Below are 19,605 nucleotides of genomic sequence, written 5' to 3'. Positions count from 1 at the left end.
GATTATTTCGCAATTTATTTGTTGTCTTTGCTGTTGCCGATTTTGATAATTGAACTATCAATTTCTAATAAGGTAATAGCGTGATAATCACTCCCTCTTTAAGTTTACTCTACTGTCCAAACTGCAATGAGAAACTGACAATTGAACCGATGTTTAGTGAAACCAATACATCATGCTCAACCTGCGGCTATACTGAACCAGCAGGGTCAGTGCATTTCGTAACGTTTATTACAGAAGTCCTTTCACAGTTTTTAAAAAACCTCGGCGTTGAAGAGATTATCATTGGGGATGCTTCTACTAATGACTTACGGGCCGCAGTTGATGCTCAAGCTATATTACCTGCCCTGCTTGTGAACGCGAAACTAAATACCAACACCATTGGTAACGGATTTAATAATATTCCACTTACAACCGTGCACGATGAAAGTGCATTTTATCAGCGTAGAGTCGTCACTAGTACAAACAGCATTCGCAACCCATCCATTGCCATTTCAACCTTATCTGAAACGCTTTTTGCTGCACATAAAATGAGTATGATAAATAACCCAACCAAAGGGAAAAAAGCACTAGATCTTAATTTACTTTCACCGATATCAGTAAGCCAGCAAAGCAGTATAACTGAATACACAAGTAATGATGCGGTAATGAATACGACCTCACAAAAAATGGAGGCGCAATAATGTCCAATGAAACTACCGCATCTGCAAAGCAGGCTCTATTAAACTCAGGAACATTAACGCAAGACGCTAACGCAAGAGTGATTGTCAATGGAACAAAAACGATTACACCGATTGTTGCTTATCTTATTAAAGAGGGGAAAGCCGACTCACAATCTGAATTTAACTCATTACTATCATGTATAGAGAAATTGCAACGGTCTATTATGACAGCTGCTGTAGAGGCAAATTACAATATCACGAACCTACATTTTGTTTCCCTATCACGATTGGCAATTAGTTTAATTTGCGAAACCGGCTTAGAAGTTAATGAACAAACAATTGATTCAATTACTCGCATATGCACTGAATTATTAGATTTAGAAACCATTCATGCAGAAAGTATACAAAGTGAACTCACAGAAGATGACTTTGCACTGCAATTCGTTGGTATGGCACGATTATCTTGCGTAATCATTAAACACCTAATTGAGTGTGGGAATGAAAACTATGAAGATGATTTGCTCGATATTATTAATAATACAGTAGCGTGTGTTGATACTCACATTGATGAAATTATGGATAACTTTATCAATGAAGAAACAGCTCCATTTGTGCGAAATCAATTATTACTATGTTCCGCAGAAATCTTTGATGCAATCATGACACACACAAAACAAGGTAACAGCCGCCGACCTATCAACACACACCTCGTCAACAAACTTTTTGAACAAGCGTATGAACCATACATACAAGCTATTACTGTCAAAGCGCAGTTAAAGGAGTAATCAAATGCTTACCTTAATTGAGATGATAGAACAGCGCCGTTTGATGAAATCTGATGCTGATATTTATGATGTTGTCCTAACCATCACACTTCCTGACGGAAAAAATAAAGATATTACATACAGCGTTTACGCAGAGACAGAGAGTGATGCCTACGAGCTTGGTATGAAACTTCGCTTCAGAGAGCAAGAGAAGATAAATGAAGGTGCAACAACAATAGACCGGCTAGGTCTAAACATATTGGAAATGAAAGATAAAAAACTGGGCCTTATATTTCCTTGGAAAGATCCAGTTTATAAACGCTCTTTCAGTCGGGGATCACGCTTACCCATGTTGAGAGCAAAAGCGCAATCTAAAGCAATTTGGCAATTGCTACTTGGCGATCATAACAAGATACTTAAAGATGAAATGGATGATAGTAAAATTAACAAGCTTATCGTTGGCTGTATAAAGTCATATTTTGTATGTGGTGCATTACTCCTCATTATTGCGTATTCGGCTTTCACTAATATAAGTTCGGATCGCCATTCTCTTTACGTAGTTAGTGCCATACTTGCCAGCTCTATATACACATTCATTTGCTTGTATTTCACTGTACGCAAACACAAAACCCTCCTTTCTTGGAAAAGGGGGCTTACTGATGGCGAATAACAACTACCAAGACCTCGACATTGGTGCACAAATATTTTTTATTATTGCGATCATATTCGGTGTGTACGCTTTATGGTTTACAACCGGTCATTACATCGTAAACACTGCTGTTCTGATATCCATTGCGCTAATTAATGCATCTAATTTCATATACGACCTATTACCCCGAAATGACATAATAGATAGCATGTACTTCTTACTTATTGATGAAATGTTCATCAAGGACAAAGAAGCTATCCTTAGACAGATGCAGCTCTACAAGAGCAGTCGTCCTAGCCTAGGCGATGCCAGAGATGTATTTTATGTGATCGGGTACTTTTTAAGATTCCCAATACTTATGTTAGGTGTATGGGGCTCTTACCTATGCTACCGATATTCAAGGCCAAGCCAACTGCGAAGAAAGTTTGACATTTTCACTCTTGCAAATCTTATGCAAGCTCACTTTCCGCAAATACGCCCAGCACTACTTCACAATTTGATAAAGAGCGATTTTGATAAAGGGCCGCACAGACAAGAGGCATCTCCTATTCGATATGCAATCTTAAAAGGGGCACTTAGTTATGTCGATGAGGAAGGTGTTGTATTTAAAGTAAAGTTTGGAAAAAAGCTTCAATTTAAGAATAAAAGTCAAACTATGACTATTATCGATTCCTATGATGTGGATGAAGGATTACCGGTAATACATAACCGATGTTTACTTGATATATCTATCATTAGACGTTGCTTCGCAAATCAAATAACAAAACTAGGGCGCTGGGAAAGTCCCGACAAACTACCACCTCAAATAAAAGCTTTGTATGCTGTATTCCTGCTAATGATAAAAGGTGGTGATACTAATAAAGAAAAAGCATTCGCAATGCTCGATAGGTTTTCAGCCACATTTAGATCAACTAAAGCATTTGATAAAAATTTAACTTTTGATGATACCGGTGTTGATGACGTTATTGCGGAATTTGGTAACCAAGTTGCTGTAAAAAAAATTCAAAAAGCACATACATACGCAAGTACTGTTTTGGTGGCTCTCTACCACAGGGCTACACATAGGCGCTCAAAGCTTCCACCTAGCCGCTTCCCATGGTTAAAAGAAGTTGACCGAGACACTTGGTATTCCCTACATCACAACCTTTCACCTGCTGCATGGACTGAATCAGCAGGCTCTAGAGGCCTTTGGCTCACCGAGAAAAAACTTAAAGGGAAAGCAAACTACCCTTTTACGGATAACGCGATTAATGGCTATCTAAAGTACATCAATAGTGAAGGTTGGCTTTTAGAGCAACCGAGCGGAATTAGTGAGGTGGTATCTTGAATCATAATCAAGCGCCTAGTCACAACCAGATTATAACAAACAGCAAAAAATATGCAGATACTAGAACTGAGTTACAAAAAGTATGGGCGTTTGTTACTGGCTTTGAAGCGGCGTTGTCAATCAATCTAATTTGTATAGTGCTTGTTTTTTTTGCACCGTACTACTTTTATGTATCATTTCTTACTATAACCATTGTCACGCTCAGATGTACGCTGACTAAAATCAATAAAACACTCCCCGTTAAACTTCCAATAGAGCTTAAAGGAAAATACACGGACTGGAATGCGCCTTACCCAGGAAGAATAAAGTACAAAAAGGCATTAGGTACGGTCATGCTGGGTAATATCAGGGGTGGCGCTGCAAAGGAATTATGGCAAGAAGGGGGGGACTTACTAACCCATGGACTTGTTATAGGTACAACAGGCGCCGGCAAAACTGAAACACTTATTTCATTAGTCGGAGCGACGACCTTTTGCATGGGGGGCGGTGTATTTTACCTTGATCCCAAAGCTGGAAATAAACTTCTAATCCAGATTGTTATATTGTGCAAAATGTTTGGCCGTATCGATGATCTACGTGTACTTAACTACAAAAAAGGTGGCGCAACAATTAAAGAGGAGTGGTGGCAAAAAGGAACAAATACGTTTAACCCATTTGCTCTTGGAAACCCTTCAGAAAACTTTCAAATATTAGGCATGCTAATCCCTTCAGAAGCAGGTCAAAATGAATCTTTCTTAGCTAGCGCAAGAGAGGTAATGAAGGCAATTCTACCTGCTCTGTGCGAACTAAGAGACAATAATATTATCCGATTAAGCCCAGGCTTAATCGCTGACTATCTTAACCTACAACGTGTTGCTGATTTGTATTATCAAACTGATAAAAACATTTACGTGCCTGATGCTGAAGAGAATGTAACTTTTGAACTTTCAAAGAAGGTCAAAAGACCACTTCAGATGTATTTGGAAAATCTACAATACGATGGCAGCAAGAACGCGAGCCAACAAAACGAATCTGTAACTCGTAGCTTCGGGTATGCAAAAAGCTATTACGGCGAACCGTTAGCAAACCTCGCCGCAAACTTTGGTCATATTTATGATTACGACACACCTGAGATATCGCTAGAAGACGTTATTTTCAATAATCGTATTTTTCTTTCCCTGCTCCCTGCAATGGAAAACCCACCTGCAGAGCAAAAAAACTTAGGTAAGATTTCTCTTTCGGCTGTTAAGCAAGCAATGTCATTAGGACTTGGCTCTGTAACAGAAGGAAGCTTTGAGGACATTATCGAAAACTTACCAATCGACTTAAAAGTACCTTTTAATATCATTGCTGACGAATATGCAGAGGTAGCTGTTCCTGGTTTTGCAGTGGCCGCCACTCAAGGACGCAGTTTAGGTACAAGTGTTACATTTGGGTCGCAAGATCTGGCTGGTCTTATCCGTGCTGACAAAGATGAAGCTGAGATGATCTTCGGTAACACATTGAATAAATGGCTAATGAGAACGCAAGACCCAGAAACAACATGGAAAAAATTCAAAGAGCTTGCATCGACCGTTTCTGTTGCAGAAGCTGGCTCATTTAGTGAAGCATCCTTAATCAATAGATTTAAGAAAGATGTACAGGCCACAATTAAAGAAGTGGATAAGATCCACTTTGATGATGTAGCAAGTCAAATTGAAGGTGAAGCACACTTTTTTGAGCGCGGTAATGTACATAAAATAAATACGTTTTATCACGGAATTGATGAGACAAAATTCAAGACAAGCTTCCGATACAACAGGCTGATTCCAATTATACCACCCACAGACCAAGAGATTGATGTTATCAAAAGGTATGTGCATGGAGCTAATACATTAATCAAGCAGTATGAGAGTGATAATATTTACCCAAATATACCTAAGCTGAACCCAGATAGCGCATGGCTATCTGAAAGCGAGGGTAAGTCATTATTTGGTTCTACATTACATAAGTACAAACATGTTTATGATGCAATAACACCAGATAACACCCAGAAAGCTGCGCAGACTAAGCCTCAACCAGTGAAAGATGAAAAGGTAAGAACAAATACTAATACATCACAGCTAAACGTTTCTGGACTTGATGCTGAGCAATTCAATGCGAGTATGGAATCTGAATCTGTTAGTAAAGACAATCCTACCAAGGAACCGACCACACTCTCAAATGATATCGCTAACACTTTGGCTGAAGGTAGCCATCACTGGCTGTTTTCAGCTGATGGTAGCGGTATAAACATAGCAGATAAAATTAAAGAGCAATTAAACTCGATAAACAAACAGGTTTATGGTGAAAATTCTGAGCACATCAATGAAAGCGAAGTTGAAGATGTAATTAGAACTACTGCAAAAGAAATACCGTACACATCAAAACCGAGAGTACAACCAAAGAGTGATGATGAAGAAATGATGTGGAAGCATGTCGGAGAATTATTTGATTAGTGATTCGATAATAGGGAACCAACAGGATGCTGCTAGCCACCTGTTGGTCAACCTAATTTATCGAAATTCACCGAGAAAACCAAGTGATCAGAACGAAATACCAGGGCAGTTCACAAGCTGAAATAGGCCTAAACTCAATTTGTCAGATACAGTCAAAACATGACAATTATTATCACTTTTAGACTAAATTTAGCTTTTCACGCACCAAAAAACGAGTAAAGTTAATTTAATTCGTTTCCATTTGGTTGTCTTGTTTACGACCAAGTAGGTTCAAGAAGACTGATTTTAACTTTTCCATCGCTTCTCGGACTGATTCTGATAGTTTTTCTTGGGACTCTTCATCCATTTTTAAATGTTTATCTACATCGTCAAGAAGATTTTCAGTCACCTTACTAAGTTTAGATTTAGACTCATCATTCAGTTGCTCGGCAGCCTTTGCAAAGTTGTTCACACTCTCCACTAAGCGTGTATGCATTTCCTTCGAAGCTGATCCATCCCCCTCATTATATTTAGCTTCACTTAAGTCTTTAGCAAGAGTTTCTGCAGCTTTGAGAAATTGAATTTCTTCTTGGTTTTTCCTAAAATCTAAAAAAGAGCCAGTTGGCTTAACTAAACTTGTACTTGCTTCAGTAATAGATGCGGTATTGTCAATTTTAGGCTTTCCTGTTTCTGAGCTTGGTTTAGCTTCATAAGGCTGCAAACCGCCTCTATGCTTTGAAAATATATCATTGATAGAGCCATCATCCACAACTCCGCCAGTCTTGTGCGTTTTTATAATTTCTTCACAAGCATTCGCATTCTGCGCCCATCGGTGTCTAGCCCAAGAGAAAGCGTCAAATGCCCCCTTACCTGCAGCGAGAGCACCACCAACCCCTGCACCAATAAGACTTGCACCCACAGCGCCTGCCATTTTTGCGCTACCCACTAAAATAGAACCTAAGTTATAGTCTTTTTCGAATGTAGTTTGTGTGCCATATTGCGCTGGATGGTTTTGCTGATGCGGTGAGTTTTGACCAAACTCATTATCGTTTTTTGAAATCGCCGCTTCTAGCTTATTAAGCTTGCTCAACGCTTTGCTTGTTAAATCATTATCTCTAAGGTTCATTTCACTTCGTTGTAATGAAGCAAAGTCACTAGCTACTCGCGAAATCCTGTTTAATGTATGGGCTAAGTCAGTATCAATTGCTCTATGTTGATCTGCAACGTGCTTATACACGGAATCAATTACATCTAACGCATTTTCCGCTTTTGAAATCTGTTCATCTGTAAGGTCACCCTTGGCCTCTAATGTTAAATTTAATTGCTCTAACTCATTTAGCGCTTGATCTAAGTTATCTTTAATCATCACTGCATACTCATTTCTTGTTTAGCGTTTTTATCACTTGAAAATAGCTTGTTAAATAGCTCTCTAAAGGCCTTGGCGACTTGTTTAGCCGCTTCTTGTAGCGAGCTTTCATCAAGCTTACTAGTGTTATCTTCTATATCCTTTAAGATTTTTTCAGAGTCTGCTTTGTAACCTTTATTGTTAGCCTCAAGCTGTGCACTAACATCACTCATATTACTTGTTGATATCGACAACCTGTTAGCTTGGGCCGTAATATTGTTAGAGGCTTCTGATATTTTACCTAAGAGGCCTAGTACCCTATCTCTATTGTTTGAATCGTACTCTTTAGGGTTAGTAAGTTTGGCGGTCATATCGAGTAGCTTACACTGCTCTTTCTGCATTGCTTTAAGTTTTTGAATATCTCTCAGAGCTGCATTTTTAAGGTGCTCACCAAATGAATAACCAACTTCCGCTCTCTGTTGGCCCGAATCACTGTTCCTGTTAAATAATGCAGACAGTGAACCAAAGCCAAAAGACATTAGTGACTTAGAGTGGGTAAATGCTGGTTGTTGACCATAATTTGGTTGTTGACCATAATTTGGTTGTTGACCATAATTTGGTTGTTGACCATAATTTGGTTGTTGACCATAATTTGGTTGTTGACTAGTTGGTTGTTCTTGATGATTTACCGGAGTAGATGTGATTGAATCTTGGTCTATCTCCCCTTTATTGTTTAGTTCAACACTAAAATCTGAATCATGGCTAGCATCTTCTACATCATTTATATCTTGAGCTTCATCATCAACACCATCATTTTCAATAGTATCAAAAGCATCACTACCATCCAGGTTAAAGCCTTCGTGCTGTTCTGTTGAATCGAGTTCAATAAACTTATCAGGAACATCAGAGTTTAATTCATCATCTAGCATTATTTGAGGTTCGTTTGTAAGCTCTACATCGAACTGTTCACCATTAACAACATCTTCTTCGTCATCGCTCAATTGATGACTTTGCACATCAAAGGTTGAGTTTTCATGATCAAGATCGACATTGGTTTTATCTTGAAATTCAGAATCAAGATTGTCATTTGGTTCATTTTGGTGGCTAATTTCATTAGCCACCTCATTTTCTGCTTCCATATCAAGGGCTGAGTCACTATTACTGGCTTGTTGAGGTGCAGTATTAGTATTTAGACCTTCATCGATATCGCTGGCTTCAGTAAAGCTTGAGTTATCAAACGTTTGCTCTTCATACTCATCTATAGGGGGGGATTCGCTCACCCATGACGGCGGTTCAGAGTCATTTGAAACTGGTTCATCAAATTCATTACTGCCGTTAAGCTCTGTAATACTTCCCTCTTTTTTCTTATCAGCGTTCTCAATATCTGTACCGACATCCCCGTCCTTGGTTAGATGATTTTCGCTAAGATCAATCTCTCCTTGATTTTCTGCAAGTTCTTTGGCTTTTGAAAGTATTTCATCTACATCATTACTGCCAGTGCTAGGTACTTCTTGGGTAAAACTACTACCCTCTAGCTCTTCTGCAGGTACCGTAGCGCTATTGTCACTTTCTTTTGCTATCTCATCAGCCATTTTTTCAAGCTCTGAGATTTCATCGTCAGAGAAGTTATTAAATAACTCGTTATTATCCTTTTTATCTTCATCGCTCATGGCTAATTCTCTTTTAAAAGTGATTAGTTTTTTTTACATAGTAATCATCATAACAACAAAGATATTTGCAGTTTTGGCACTTAAAATGGACAAAACTAATACATCTCAATTGCTAGTAATGTGTTTTTCAGTTTTTTTGTATTTTGGATTTCTTGCAAAATTAAATTACGTTGCGCAAGCTGTAGATTATTAATAATCAACAGTGAATTTACTGGAGCTGATTTTGTGTATGTTTGTGTATTCACGTTCATAAGCTCTTGTTTGTAGGTTTCAAACATAGCCTTATTAATATTCGTCGTTTTATCTCCGGTTAGAGCTAGCAAAGTTTCTGCTTTTTCATCTGGGATCGTAACCAATTTCGAAAGCGCTGTGGTCAAAACTGATAATGCAAATTGATTTTTAATGTGGGCTACACGCTCTTGAAGGCCTGCATCTTTTATTTTTGGTTTGTTGTTGTATACAAGCGTTAAAAGCTTTTGATATTCATCCCAGTTTTCCTCCGGTATTTCAGTTAGGTTGAACGGGTTTGGGATTTCAAAATCTAGATCATCAATTAGCGAAGCCATCTGTTGGTTTTGCTGTGGCGCGGTAATTTCTTTGGCAATATCATCTTGAAAAAGAATTGCCTCTCCCGCTCTTTGTTTTTGTAACTCAATTGCTTTTGCTAATTCTGGAGCAGCAACTAAAGCATTGCTTACATGAGGAATATCGCTAACACCAGCATTCTTTGCAGTTTCGTGGACTAAATCAGCTTGGCGATTGTTTTTCTTTATATTAAAAAGCTCAGTAGCAACATGATCGATTAACCTTTCACTGATAACTGCAAACTGTTCTAGTGTTAAGTTTATAGATTTCGCGACACCATCGTAAGCTGTGATCCTTTTTTGATTAGCCATGGTTTCTTGGCTGTAGAGGCTTGCTTGCTGTTCCATAAAGGATGAGCTCAATCTACCAACTGCTTGGGTATTAGTTTGTATTTGACTTGATAATGAGCCGTATTGACTGGCTACGTTTCCTGTTAAACTAATTGCTGCAGTTCCTGTGCACATCGTGTCGCAAAATGGCATACATGGCATCCACGTTGACACATTCTCAATAGGTGAAACGCTTAAACATAAGCTAGTAATGATTAATAACTTTAAGCGCATTTTTATCTTTCACTTTTTTTAAATAAGAATGAAACAATGTGTTCTCAACTGACTTTTGAAATACAAGCTCTTGCCTTAAGGTGTGCGTTGGTAATGAGATATTGGCTCCATTAACATACGACTCAAAATTTAATTGATGTATGTTGTCACCCAATAAGTGAGATTGTTCATCTTCCTTCACAAAATCAAGTGATTTAAAGAGCGTATTAAGTGCAATAGATGTTTTCGCATTCTGCAACCTAGTTTGCTCATCATCTACGCCTGTATAAGGTAAATAAAAAATGTAACTGGCTTTTAAAAGTATCGTCAACTCTTCTTCATTAAGGTGCTCTTTTAAAAGTAATGAGCCAAAATCTATAATTGATAATTCATCATCGGCAGTTTGGCTTGCTTGAACTAATAAAACACCTTGCTCATTGGAATTTACTTTTTTTACTTCGCTTTTAATTAGCTCATTAATGGCATCTTTTGATTGTTGGAGTTTCAAATATTCAGCACGCTTCTTACCGGAACGTAGTAAATAATCACCTGTAAATGATGAATAATCACTTGAGTAATTTTTAGAATTCTCTCTTACTAAATCTGCTTGCCTCATGTTAGCGTGAAGCTCTCTATAGCTCTGAATAAAGCTATCAATATTTCTACTATTAACCTGACTGTATTGCTCTAACGCAAATGTTACGGCCTTTGAAACACCATCAAGCGCTCTTGTTCGATTTACATTGGTTGTATTGGATCTTTCAAAGTACTTAGAAAAATAATCCATCGCAGTGTTGTTAAGTTCGGACCATTTTTGAGTGTTTTCATTAAATGTACTTTGAAGCTGAAGCTCAGCTTCAGTATAAGTAACACCAAGATTTGTCCCCGCAGGTCCAAAGCATGCGGTGTCGCATGGGATCATCCCCGTAACTGGCGTGCCAGGGCAGAGGCCCCAATTATTGGCTAACACTTTTCCACTAAAGAGTAATGAACTTAAAAATAATGCGTATAGAGCGTGTAGTTTCCAATTCATAGCGCTGACCGTTGTAAGATAGATAACGTCAATAACCGCGTTTCATCTCGTTCAGCTTTCAGAATTTCAGCTAAAATCGCATTTGAAGTATTGGTCTGGTATATTTGCTCTCTTAACAACCCAGCCTCAGTTCGAGATTTAATATCTAAAAACCAATCTGGACTTAATATCTTTCCAGTGGTTTCGGCTTCATAGAATTGTTCAAAGCTGATTTTTTCATCTTCACCAGTTTTAAGCTTAAAATAACTTTTAAGCCATGATTCATCGGTTGGTATAATAGGGGCTTTGTCAGCTAGCATATTGGTAAGTGTGTCGTGTGCTACTCTTGATAAAGCGTTCTTTCTCAAGCGTGCTAATTCTTTTTTTACTGCTAAATCCCCACTAGCAAGTTCACCGGCTGTGGCCTTCGGTTGCGGGTTTGGTTCAACTAACAACTGTAGCAGTACGTGCAAGTTATTAATTTCCTCATTTGTGAGAATATCTTTCTGCAAAAGCGGTAAAATATCCCAAAATTCCTCATTATCAAGAAGTACTGCCATTTCGCCACTTTTAGCAACAGCTTTTGCTGGCTCTTGAAGCCAAAGCTCCATATTTTCCCGATATAGATTTTTTAACTCTTTACGTGTAGCAATCCCCGTCATAAGGTCATGGGCGCGTGCAGTGTTTATATCGCCTGATAATGTTTGAGACATTGGCCCAACTTGTTTGCTTGTTTCTATAGCCAAATCACCAACTCTCAGGTCTTCTTCAATCTTTTTTAAAGATGATACAAGATGGTCAGTTGCACGAATTTGCTCTTCACCTAGCCGATCAATGGTCAAAGTGATAGTTTTGGCAACGCCATCTAAGGCAGTGATTTCTTTTTGATTTAACAGTTCTAATGAGCTAACAAGTGTTTGCGTACCTGCTTGAACATTTGTATTCATCAATTCCACGGTTTGATTGTTCACTGATACTAGGTTCGTAGTTGCCCCAACACTTGATGAAATGGCACCTGAAGCAGCATCTAATGCAGCTTTAGCGCACGCATCACAAGATGCTTGTGCGTTAAAAGAAAGAAATAGGCCAAGTAAAATCGGTGTATATCGAAACATGATTAGTTACCCCCATTCCCTTCATTACCCTCATTCTCACTGCCCTCTTTGTTACTCCCCCCCCAAAATTTGTCTACATCAATCGCGTTTTCAATGGCTTTTTCAGCATCCTTTGTATTTGGCGATTTAGTACTTTTAGTGCGTTTGATCGTACCTTTCATCTGCAAACCCGATTTAGCGCTGTAGCTATTACTTCTAGCATCCTTTACAACAGAATTAGAAATTTCATTAGCTACTCTCTCATTATCAAGTTTCACATCTGGGTTAAACACACCTTCATTACCGGTTGCTGAACCTGATGCACTAATATCTAGAGACGCAATCCCGTATGGTAATTCTAGCTTTTGTGCCAAAAGGCCACTTAACTCATTTGCATAATCAGTCGCAGCAGAGCACCCACTGTTTACTAATTCATCTTTCAATTTAGAATAAACTGCTGAGAGTACATTCATTGGATCTATCACAATCGCATTCGCGTTAATTGCTCTAATTGAATCTAAGCAACCACTTTCTTTCACTTTTTGTGGTTTACTAGTAAATGTGTCGTAAAGTGCCTTACCAGTTTGATTCATATCGACACCAAGCTTTTCTAATTTCGCTTTTTGCTCGTCCAAAAGAGCTTGGCCTGAAACTTCATCACCAGCACCATCTTCTTCAGCAAAAGATGGTGTGCAAAACGTAGTGCAAAAAACTATAAAAGTAACTAAAAAGGTATCAAACCTAAACAACATCTCCATGCTCCTTTTTAACGTGTGATATAGCCAAATTCAGTGACTTAACAAACTCTTCACTAGTAATATGCGTCATGAAATTAGCTGAATTCAAATGTGTGCACCTATCTACAAACACTTGAGCGTGGCGCTTATCTGGATTGTTTTCATCATTCAGAATTGCCAATGATGCATTAAGTAAGCTGTCTGAAACTTCAGGAACTATTTCATTAAGTGAATACAATAGATAAAAAGATGTTGATGTAGGCAAAAAGAATAGTAACCAAAGCAAAGGCTGAGTTTTTTTAGATATCTCACGTAAATCACTTTCATTTAATGCATAGAGTTTTTGTCTTAATTCGGCTGTAAAACCTTTGTCCTCACCGCTTCTAGCTACCCACTTTTCCACCTTTTCCATATCAGAAAAGATCAAATTAATACCTGGTATCTCTATTGCGAATGTAGCCACTTTTTCAAGTGCTATATCTATCGGTATGTCCATTATTTTCATAAATACTCACTTTTTGATTGCAAGATACCAGTTCCAACTCTACTTTTGGCTTATTGTGGATTTGTCTAAATTAAACTCAAGAAAAAAGTCATTATTTATGAAAAAACATTATTTAATAATGCTGCTACTTTGTTTTATCAGCATAACTGCACCAATGCAGGTATATGCGGACACGGATGATGATGAAAGTGTCGTTATTGCTGAAGAAGACATCTTCTTTCAAAGCATACAAGGTTTAGTGGGTAGCGCGGCAAACATCATTGTCGGTGATGATATTCCAGACAAACCAGATCACCTTATGGCTGTGCTAATGGAAACTTACGGCTTTGGGCTCATTTCCTTTGCAATGATATTTATGGTTTTTAGAGGGGTGAAATGGTTTATACAAATGGGCCAAGAAAAAAATGACAACTCAATGCTAGATTTTAATTCCGCCCCTTTGCCTATCGCTATGTGTGTGCTCGCAATGCTCCCAATGAATGATGGCTACTCACCGATGCAACACATTGTAATTAAAGTGGGTGGTGAAAGTATTAGTCTTGCTAACAAAGAAACCTTTGCTGCTGCAGACTACCTAGAAAAATATGGTAGCTTCACAGTGAACCCTGCAATTTTAAACACATCTATGATCACAAACGGCATACTGGAAAGCGCGGTCTGCATGAGCCTAATAAATTTCACGACCGGAAAAACTAATGTAGAGGTTAATATGTATGAAGATATTGACCTTGAAAACAACAAACATAGCTTTACGGTTTCCTATGATGGAATATATTCATATAGTGATGCTAGCTCACTGTATAAAGCAGATGTTGCAGCCGGAGCAAAAAACGGATTAACGCGTGCATTTCCAAGGCAAGTATGTGGCACGAACACAATTACATTTGGTGCTATAGATGAGAAATACGTAGAACAAGCTGCGGTTATGGAGTTTAGGCGTGGTGTTATTGATGCTTATAGTCAAATGAATAAAGCTGTTTCAATAGCTGGTGCGGGATTAGTTGATAACCTTCTCATATCATATGTGACTGAACTAAACAGCTTTCCTCCCTCTGTCAAAGGGCAAATTAAAGCCGCAAAAAATAATTTCGTAAATAGCTACAGAAACCAGTTAGCTACACTAATAACCCGAATAAATGAGAGTGCTAAAAATGATGACTCTGAACTCGCAAACAATAATGCTACTCAAAGCTTGCGGAAATATGGCGCTGGATATTTAGGTGTATATTTTTGGGAATATGCAAGGCGAAACAGCATAGTTACAAGCATAACTGGACTTACGTCTAGTAACTCACAACCTCGACATAGCGATTACTTCGATAAAATACCTACACAGCCGTATGAAAAAGTGTCAAGAATCACAAAGGAACTTCTCAATGAAATGCGTACCGATTACTCATCTAAAGGTCCTCAGTCTTATGTGTATCGTGCAGAAGAGCTTGACCAGGCTGTAATAAAAACGATAAATGAAAGTACAAGTTCAACAAGCATTGGGTTTGGGTCAACTCTATTTAGCATAATTTCATCAGGTATCATCGACCAACCCGATCCTATCTTAGCATTACAGGATTTTGGCCATACTTTAATAATCACATCAGAATCAATTTTAACAGCCGCAGCTATAGGTTACAGCTTAGCTTCAATGGGAGCAGCTGGTTCTGACGCAGCGGGTGATGCTGCTGCTGCCGCACCTTTCGGAGCAGGTTCACCACTCGTTATTCCATTGAGAATGGCGTCATGGGCATTTGAAAATGGAGCTGAAATTGCCAGCGATATAATGGCATTAGCTATTGTAACTTTAATTTTTGGAATTCTTATTGCTTTTTGGATTCCAAGCATCCCTCTGATCCACTGGATAAACGGTAGTGTAGGGTTTTTAATTGTACTTATGCAGGCTTTTATATTAACGCCACTTTTGGGGTTGGCTCATTTACTATCGTCTGAAAAGGGATTTTTAAACAACCAAACACAGCACGGATACATGGCTATTATTCAATTATTTTCATATTTACCGATAATGGTTATTTCATTCTTTATAGCATACTTAACTCTTATGGCCGGAGCAAAATTCATCCAAATAGTGTTCATACCTTTTTTTGAAGCCCTTAACGGGAACAATATCACAGGTATAATTACTGGGTTTATAATGCTAGCTCTTTTCTTTATCATAAATGTACTAGTAGCTAATCGATGCTTTTCTCTTATTACCACTATCCCTGAAAAGGCAGGAAAATTTATAGGTGGTGGCGAAGAAATGCTTGGTGACTCAAGCTCTATAACTGAAGGTAAAGGAAATTTTGTAGCTGTTACAAATAGTGGTAAATCAGGTCTCCAAAGTGGTATAGCAAACGCTGCCGAGAATTTGAATAAGAAAAAGGAAAAGGCTGGTAAAGAGCAAGGACAAGGACAATCAAACGAAAACAACCCTGACAGAACAGGTAATGACACGAGCCAGGGAAAAAATATCAACAGCAAAACAAAATAATGTTGGCACACTACAATAATTCACACTACAATCAACTCATATTTTCAATAGTTGGTTGTAGTGCTGTTGAATTAAATAGCCTAATTCGTTCATTATTTCACTAATCTATGGATTAGCGCATGTCGTAGGTAATTTATTAATCCTAACAAACAAAAACCTCCTAATACAAAAATTACAACAAAAATTCCACCTTTATCAAACCCAGTTAACTTTTCCAACCAAGCACTTGCAACTACTGAAAACGCCATCCAACAAATGGCGCAGAACCAAAAAATCAAACTTCTCATTACGACACCTTATATTATCTAAAACCTCTAAAAGCAATACTATACTTAATACCAAGCTCCGTCCAAAAAAGTACTACCTCATGAAAAAGGAGCAGTTCTTACCCCTTTTCCAATGAAATATACCACCGGTTGGTACTTCAACGCCCACGACAATGTCATCGAATTTTTATAAGAACCATACTCACCGCCAAATGGAACCAAGAAGACCAACGAGACCAACAAACCAAGTAAGATATAAGTTGATTTAACACTATCAAAAAGTGGTTTTAGTGCTTCGCAAATTAACCGAATAACACCAATTACAGAAAATAATAAACTCAGCATTAACGCTAATGGTACGGCAACCAACACTCTCAAGCTATCGGCACCTTGTTCATACATTCCACCAGCTAAATAAAACTCATCTCCAGAACCTACTAGCGCTTCGGTCATTTCGTTTGATAACATGATTTTTAGTTGCTTTACAAACTTTTCATGGACACCATCACCCTCAAGTAATAGAGAGGCGTTAATTTTTAAGTTTTCTTTTACAACTTTCGCCCCATACTCTGAACGCAAAAACCGCTCAACCCTTTCATCTTCAGGAATACTTATAAACCAATAAGCAAAGCCAGCCCTTTCGTCAATAGCACCACACTCCCTCATTACTTGAACCAATTGCTCCTTGTTGGCAAACTCCCCTTTAGAACAATACCTATCAACCACCTGTGACAACAAAAAACGCTGATACTCAGGAATTTTTATCGCGTCTTCAAATTTTTGTTTAATTACTCTTGGTGGTGTACCAATAAAATGATTAATTACAGCAACATGTTGAACTTGGGTATAAAAATACTCAGGATTATTCTTGAATGTGTATTTATTTCTAGCTTCATCCTCAACCCAGTGACAAAGCAGGGTACCTTTTAAAATTGGGTTTCTAGCAACCATACGAGTGTACTCTAACCGCCTTCCAGAGGTGCAACCATTATGCAACCCCCACTCAACAATACTTGCTAATCTTCGGAATTTAGACTTCTGTGCCTTTGCAGCACCATAGGCCCTCCTCTTTAAAGAAAGCACTGCAGAATGTACCTTCTCTAAACCTTCCCAAACCTTCTCCGGTTGAACATCCACCTCACGCCCAAGTTCAAGGTATGAATCTATTAACTTCACTAGGGCGTCATAAACCTCCTTTTCTTTCTCTTCGAGTAGTTCTTTATTATTCATCACATGCGTATTAGTTATCTCTTTAACGGCAGCGACAACATCTGAACCAACCCCGTACTCTAACATTCTATAACTAGGAAGCATTACCCTTTCAAAATCACTTGCAGCACCAAAATGGCTTAAATTTAAATTATTCGTTGAAGCCCCTGCAGCGCTCTGTAACAAAAACGATGCTTGCCTTTGCTCTGCAGTTGAGTTCATCACAATAATGTCTATCACAGCCTTCTGAAAGAAAAAGAACCCTAACCAACACACAACAAGAAGCCACAAAGGAGTGCGGCCACGCTTTTTGAAATAGAAGAACCCAACAAATATAGTGACACCGGTACTACTAACACATCGACCAATAAACTCCGCTGTATCAAAGTGTGCTTTTGTACTTTCTTGACTGGCTGCTACATCTAGGAGGTAAGAGTTAAATACCATCTCAACCAGCACATAAACGGTGAACACAATCAAATTGACGATATAAAACTTTTTTTCTGTTTTTTCAGTCATAAATCACCTTTATAAGCCAAAATAGCTAGTTAGAAGAGATTGCTCACCAAGCAGTGGGATCTTTTCGTAAAGAGCAAAATACCACTCCCACAGAGCTACTGGTGAGGCATACAAGCCAATAACAAGCAAAACCAATGGGATAGTGATATGAATGGCAAACATTAAAAGCGATGGGAGTAAAATAACTTTCGAAGTCAAAGTTCGAAAATAAGGAAACTTGTTTAACAACAAAAAAGTGAGATAGGAAGCACGGACAGCAAATACGTGAACAAAAGTCCACACGATAACATCAAAGAAAAAAAACAAGAATGAAGACTTGTGCATGCTCCAAGATTGCGCACAAAAGTCGAGATTTTCACCTAGACAATTTAAGACACTTAAATCCATTAATTAGTCACCCCATAACAAACATAGGTTCATTATAGGGTAACTAGAAATTAAATCTTAAAAAGTACCACCTCAATCAAAGTGTTGATTTTAAAGTAAATTAATCAGTAATGTTTAGTGTAACCACTTTGCCATCAACAATCATTACACCTTTTGAAAGTGATTGCTTAGACTTATAAATGAAGTAGTTCTGACCGTTATCACCTTCAACCATAACAGGCTCATTAGGGTCGGGTTTTACATAAAACTCATCTTTGGTGATCTGAACCATTTTTTGCTGCCAATCTACGATAAACTTATAGCCATAGTTATTACCAATTCGCGCAAGTACCTTCAACCAATCTTCCTTTTCCGCTGAAAATGAGATTGTATTGTTAGCGTTCAGTTGCTCATCAATGTACGCAGACCAGCTTCTTGGTATCAGCGTGGCCACTCCATTTTTAAAACTGACATCCTCACCAAAGCTAGAAATAGGCTTTGTTTTAACTGGCTCCCCTATTTGAAAAACCAACCCTGAAAAATCGTTTGTTAGAAGCCTGAAACCATCAGGCGAAATTAACTGGCGCTTTTCCACTGGTGCTACTTTTGGCTTTTCCAAACCTTGGTAGTCAATGAAAAACGTTGCTGACGCTTCAAGTGAGCTTGTTAGCAGTATTAATGAAACGAACACTGACGGTATGTTATATCGCACTTTTAACTACTCCTTTTCATTAATCCAGCCAACGCAACCTTTGTTTCATTCAGTTTCGGCCTAAGTAATTGTGCTGCGTCTTGTGTTTCAGAACCTGATGTTACAATCGTCTCATTTGTTGTCTGTTCAGAACTTTCAACAGTGTTATCAGGCTCACTGTTTATAATATCATCAACTTTACTTTCAATTGGTAAATCGATTTTTCTCGGAGCCTGAATTATAGGTTGCAGTCCATCACTAATACCAACCTTACCCTGAAGGATGCGGTAACCTAATACAAATAAAACCAAGATATATGCGTCACGGTAGTTCGGGTTCAGCTCTTGAAGAAGCATACCAAGCGTTTTATGAACAAATAAATCACTGGTTCTATACCACCGAAGCTCAAAAGACTGGCTTCTCTGACTTGAATTTCTGAGAGCGCTATTTAAAGGATTGCGAACATCAGTTTTTGTGCATAACTCCACAATATCCACATCTTTGTAGAGCAAAAAGGCTGTTAGTACGCTTTGCCTTATAATATCCATTCTGATAAACCTATTTCGCCCTAGTAAATCAGTAGAAATAGCTTGCAGATCACTATCAGTATCATCTATTGTAAACTCATACCGAATGTATTTTTCATTTGCCATCTAAATACGTCATGCACTTAAGCATGCCTCTTACATTGGCAAACTGCGGGTCTTTTGGAATAAAAACAAAACCATCAGCATAATCGTCCAAG

Annotated in this window: 18 protein-coding genes; 6 read left to right on the top strand and 12 right to left on the bottom strand. The window is 38.2% G+C overall.

Features of this window, described 5'->3' with window-relative positions; genetic code table 11:
* Window positions 1-80 precede the first annotated feature (80 nt).
* The 5 genes from EVU92_RS20670 to EVU92_RS20650 are packed head-to-tail and all read left to right on the top strand — an operon-like array spanning window position 81 to window position 5,855.
* Entirely contained in the window at window positions 81-680 is a 600-nt protein-coding gene (locus EVU92_RS20670) for a hypothetical protein (protein ID WP_130053060.1), read from the top strand.
* The gene (locus EVU92_RS20665) at window positions 680-1,444 is read left to right on the top strand and encodes a hypothetical protein (RefSeq protein WP_130053059.1); all 765 of its coding nucleotides are present in this window, start codon (window positions 680-682) and stop codon (window positions 1,442-1,444) included. Before EVU92_RS20670 ends, EVU92_RS20665 begins: the two co-directional genes overlap by 1 nt.
* A 4-nt stretch (window positions 1,445-1,448) precedes the next feature.
* A complete protein-coding gene (locus tag EVU92_RS20660; protein WP_130053058.1) occupies window positions 1,449-2,093 on the top strand; it encodes a hypothetical protein in 645 nt (214 codons plus the stop codon).
* On the top strand, window positions 2,083-3,399 hold the full coding sequence (locus EVU92_RS20655; protein ID WP_130053057.1) for a hypothetical protein: 1,317 nt from the start codon (window positions 2,083-2,085) through the stop codon (window positions 3,397-3,399). The genes EVU92_RS20660 and EVU92_RS20655 overlap by 11 nt, the downstream gene beginning before the upstream one ends.
* Window positions 3,396-5,855, top strand: a complete 2,460-nt coding sequence (locus EVU92_RS20650) for a TraM recognition domain-containing protein (protein ID WP_130053056.1) — start codon at window positions 3,396-3,398, stop codon at window positions 5,853-5,855. The genes EVU92_RS20655 and EVU92_RS20650 overlap by 4 nt, the downstream gene beginning before the upstream one ends.
* Before the next feature lie 226 nt (window positions 5,856-6,081).
* Here EVU92_RS20650 and EVU92_RS20645 read toward each other — a convergent pair whose 3' ends face one another.
* The 7 genes from EVU92_RS20645 to EVU92_RS20615 form a co-directional block, all read right to left on the bottom strand.
* Entirely contained in the window at window positions 6,082-7,203 is a 1,122-nt protein-coding gene (locus EVU92_RS20645; RefSeq protein ID WP_130053055.1) for a hypothetical protein, read from the bottom strand.
* Complete coding sequence (locus EVU92_RS21735) at window positions 7,200-8,849, bottom strand: hypothetical protein (RefSeq protein WP_205987958.1); 1,650 nt, start codon at window positions 8,847-8,849, stop codon at window positions 7,200-7,202. Before EVU92_RS21735 ends, EVU92_RS20645 begins: the two co-directional genes overlap by 4 nt.
* Before the next feature lie 95 nt (window positions 8,850-8,944).
* Window positions 8,945-9,745 (bottom strand): hypothetical protein, encoded by an 801-nt coding sequence (locus EVU92_RS20635; RefSeq protein WP_130053054.1) that lies wholly within the window; start codon window positions 9,743-9,745, stop codon window positions 8,945-8,947.
* A 223-nt stretch (window positions 9,746-9,968) separates the two neighbouring features.
* Window positions 9,969-11,009, bottom strand: coding sequence for a hypothetical protein (locus tag EVU92_RS20630; protein WP_130053053.1), 1,041 nt, complete (start codon window positions 11,007-11,009; stop codon window positions 9,969-9,971).
* On the bottom strand, window positions 11,006-11,935 hold the full coding sequence (locus tag EVU92_RS20625) for a hypothetical protein (RefSeq protein WP_130053052.1): 930 nt from the start codon (window positions 11,933-11,935) through the stop codon (window positions 11,006-11,008). The genes EVU92_RS20630 and EVU92_RS20625 overlap by 4 nt, the downstream gene beginning before the upstream one ends.
* Window positions 11,936-12,105: 170 nt before the next feature.
* Window positions 12,106-12,834 carry a hypothetical protein gene (locus EVU92_RS20620; protein ID WP_130053051.1) on the bottom strand — a complete coding sequence of 243 codons (729 nt, stop codon included), beginning with the start codon at window positions 12,832-12,834 and terminating at the stop codon, window positions 12,106-12,108.
* Complete coding sequence (locus EVU92_RS20615; protein ID WP_130053050.1) at window positions 12,824-13,324, bottom strand: hypothetical protein; 501 nt, start codon at window positions 13,322-13,324, stop codon at window positions 12,824-12,826. The genes EVU92_RS20620 and EVU92_RS20615 overlap by 11 nt, the downstream gene beginning before the upstream one ends.
* Window positions 13,325-13,421: 97 nt before the next feature.
* Here EVU92_RS20615 and EVU92_RS20610 point away from each other — a divergent pair, with 97 nt between their 5' ends.
* On the top strand, window positions 13,422-15,809 hold the full coding sequence (locus tag EVU92_RS20610; RefSeq protein ID WP_168990053.1) for a DotA/TraY family protein: 2,388 nt from the start codon (window positions 13,422-13,424) through the stop codon (window positions 15,807-15,809).
* Between the two features lie 92 nt (window positions 15,810-15,901).
* Here the strand turns inward: EVU92_RS20610 and EVU92_RS20605 are convergent, their stop codons facing one another.
* From EVU92_RS20605 to EVU92_RS20590, 5 genes are all read right to left on the bottom strand, one after another.
* Entirely contained in the window at window positions 15,902-16,096 is a 195-nt protein-coding gene (locus EVU92_RS20605) for a hypothetical protein (RefSeq protein WP_130053048.1), read from the bottom strand.
* A gap of 78 nt (window positions 16,097-16,174) precedes the next feature.
* Window positions 16,175-17,803, bottom strand: a complete 1,629-nt coding sequence (locus EVU92_RS20600) for a hypothetical protein (protein WP_130053047.1) — start codon at window positions 17,801-17,803, stop codon at window positions 16,175-16,177.
* A 9-nt stretch (window positions 17,804-17,812) separates the two neighbouring features.
* A complete protein-coding gene (locus EVU92_RS21650; RefSeq protein ID WP_168990052.1) occupies window positions 17,813-18,190 on the bottom strand; it encodes a hypothetical protein in 378 nt (125 codons plus the stop codon).
* Window positions 18,191-18,290: 100 nt separating this feature from the next.
* On the bottom strand, window positions 18,291-18,881 hold the full coding sequence (locus EVU92_RS20595) for a hypothetical protein (RefSeq protein WP_130053046.1): 591 nt from the start codon (window positions 18,879-18,881) through the stop codon (window positions 18,291-18,293).
* A gap of 2 nt (window positions 18,882-18,883) precedes the next feature.
* Entirely contained in the window at window positions 18,884-19,513 is a 630-nt protein-coding gene (locus EVU92_RS20590) for a hypothetical protein (protein ID WP_130053045.1), read from the bottom strand.
* Between the last annotated feature and the right edge of the window lie 92 nt (window positions 19,514-19,605).

Source organism: Pseudoalteromonas sp. MEBiC 03485, from assembly GCF_004195145.1.
In the GTDB taxonomy this organism is placed as follows: Bacteria; Pseudomonadota; Gammaproteobacteria; order Enterobacterales; family Alteromonadaceae; genus Pseudoalteromonas; species Pseudoalteromonas apostichopi.
The sequence above is the reverse complement of the archived record's forward strand: the minus strand, read 5'-3'. Positions and strand labels throughout refer to the sequence as shown.

Excerpts from the sequence above, each read along its gene's own strand:
- EVU92_RS20665 (WP_130053059.1), top strand. The coding sequence starts at position 680 with ATGTCCAATGAAACTACCGCATCTGCAAAGCAGGCTCTATTAAACTCA.
- EVU92_RS20660 (WP_130053058.1), top strand. The coding sequence starts at position 1,449 with ATGCTTACCTTAATTGAGATGATAGAACAGCGCCGTTTGATGAAATCT.
- EVU92_RS20655 (WP_130053057.1), top strand. The coding sequence starts at position 2,083 with ATGGCGAATAACAACTACCAAGACCTCGACATTGGTGCACAAATATTT.
- EVU92_RS21735 (WP_205987958.1), bottom strand. The coding sequence starts at position 8,849 with ATGAGCGATGAAGATAAAAAGGATAATAACGAGTTATTTAATAACTTC.
- EVU92_RS20635 (WP_130053054.1), bottom strand. The coding sequence starts at position 9,745 with ATGGCTAATCAAAAAAGGATCACAGCTTACGATGGTGTCGCGAAATCT.
- EVU92_RS20630 (WP_130053053.1), bottom strand. The coding sequence starts at position 11,009 with ATGAATTGGAAACTACACGCTCTATACGCATTATTTTTAAGTTCATTA.
- EVU92_RS20625 (WP_130053052.1), bottom strand. The coding sequence starts at position 11,935 with ATGAATACAAATGTTCAAGCAGGTACGCAAACACTTGTTAGCTCATTA.
- EVU92_RS20620 (WP_130053051.1), bottom strand. The coding sequence starts at position 12,834 with ATGTTGTTTAGGTTTGATACCTTTTTAGTTACTTTTATAGTTTTTTGC.
- EVU92_RS20615 (WP_130053050.1), bottom strand. The coding sequence starts at position 13,324 with ATGAAAATAATGGACATACCGATAGATATAGCACTTGAAAAAGTGGCT.
- EVU92_RS20610 (WP_168990053.1), top strand. The coding sequence starts at position 13,422 with ATGAAAAAACATTATTTAATAATGCTGCTACTTTGTTTTATCAGCATA.
- EVU92_RS20605 (WP_130053048.1), bottom strand. The coding sequence starts at position 16,096 with ATGAGAAGTTTGATTTTTTGGTTCTGCGCCATTTGTTGGATGGCGTTT.
- EVU92_RS20600 (WP_130053047.1), bottom strand. The coding sequence starts at position 17,803 with ATGACTGAAAAAACAGAAAAAAAGTTTTATATCGTCAATTTGATTGTG.
- EVU92_RS21650 (WP_168990052.1), bottom strand. The coding sequence starts at position 18,190 with ATGGATTTAAGTGTCTTAAATTGTCTAGGTGAAAATCTCGACTTTTGT.
- EVU92_RS20590 (WP_130053045.1), bottom strand. The coding sequence starts at position 19,513 with ATGGCAAATGAAAAATACATTCGGTATGAGTTTACAATAGATGATACT.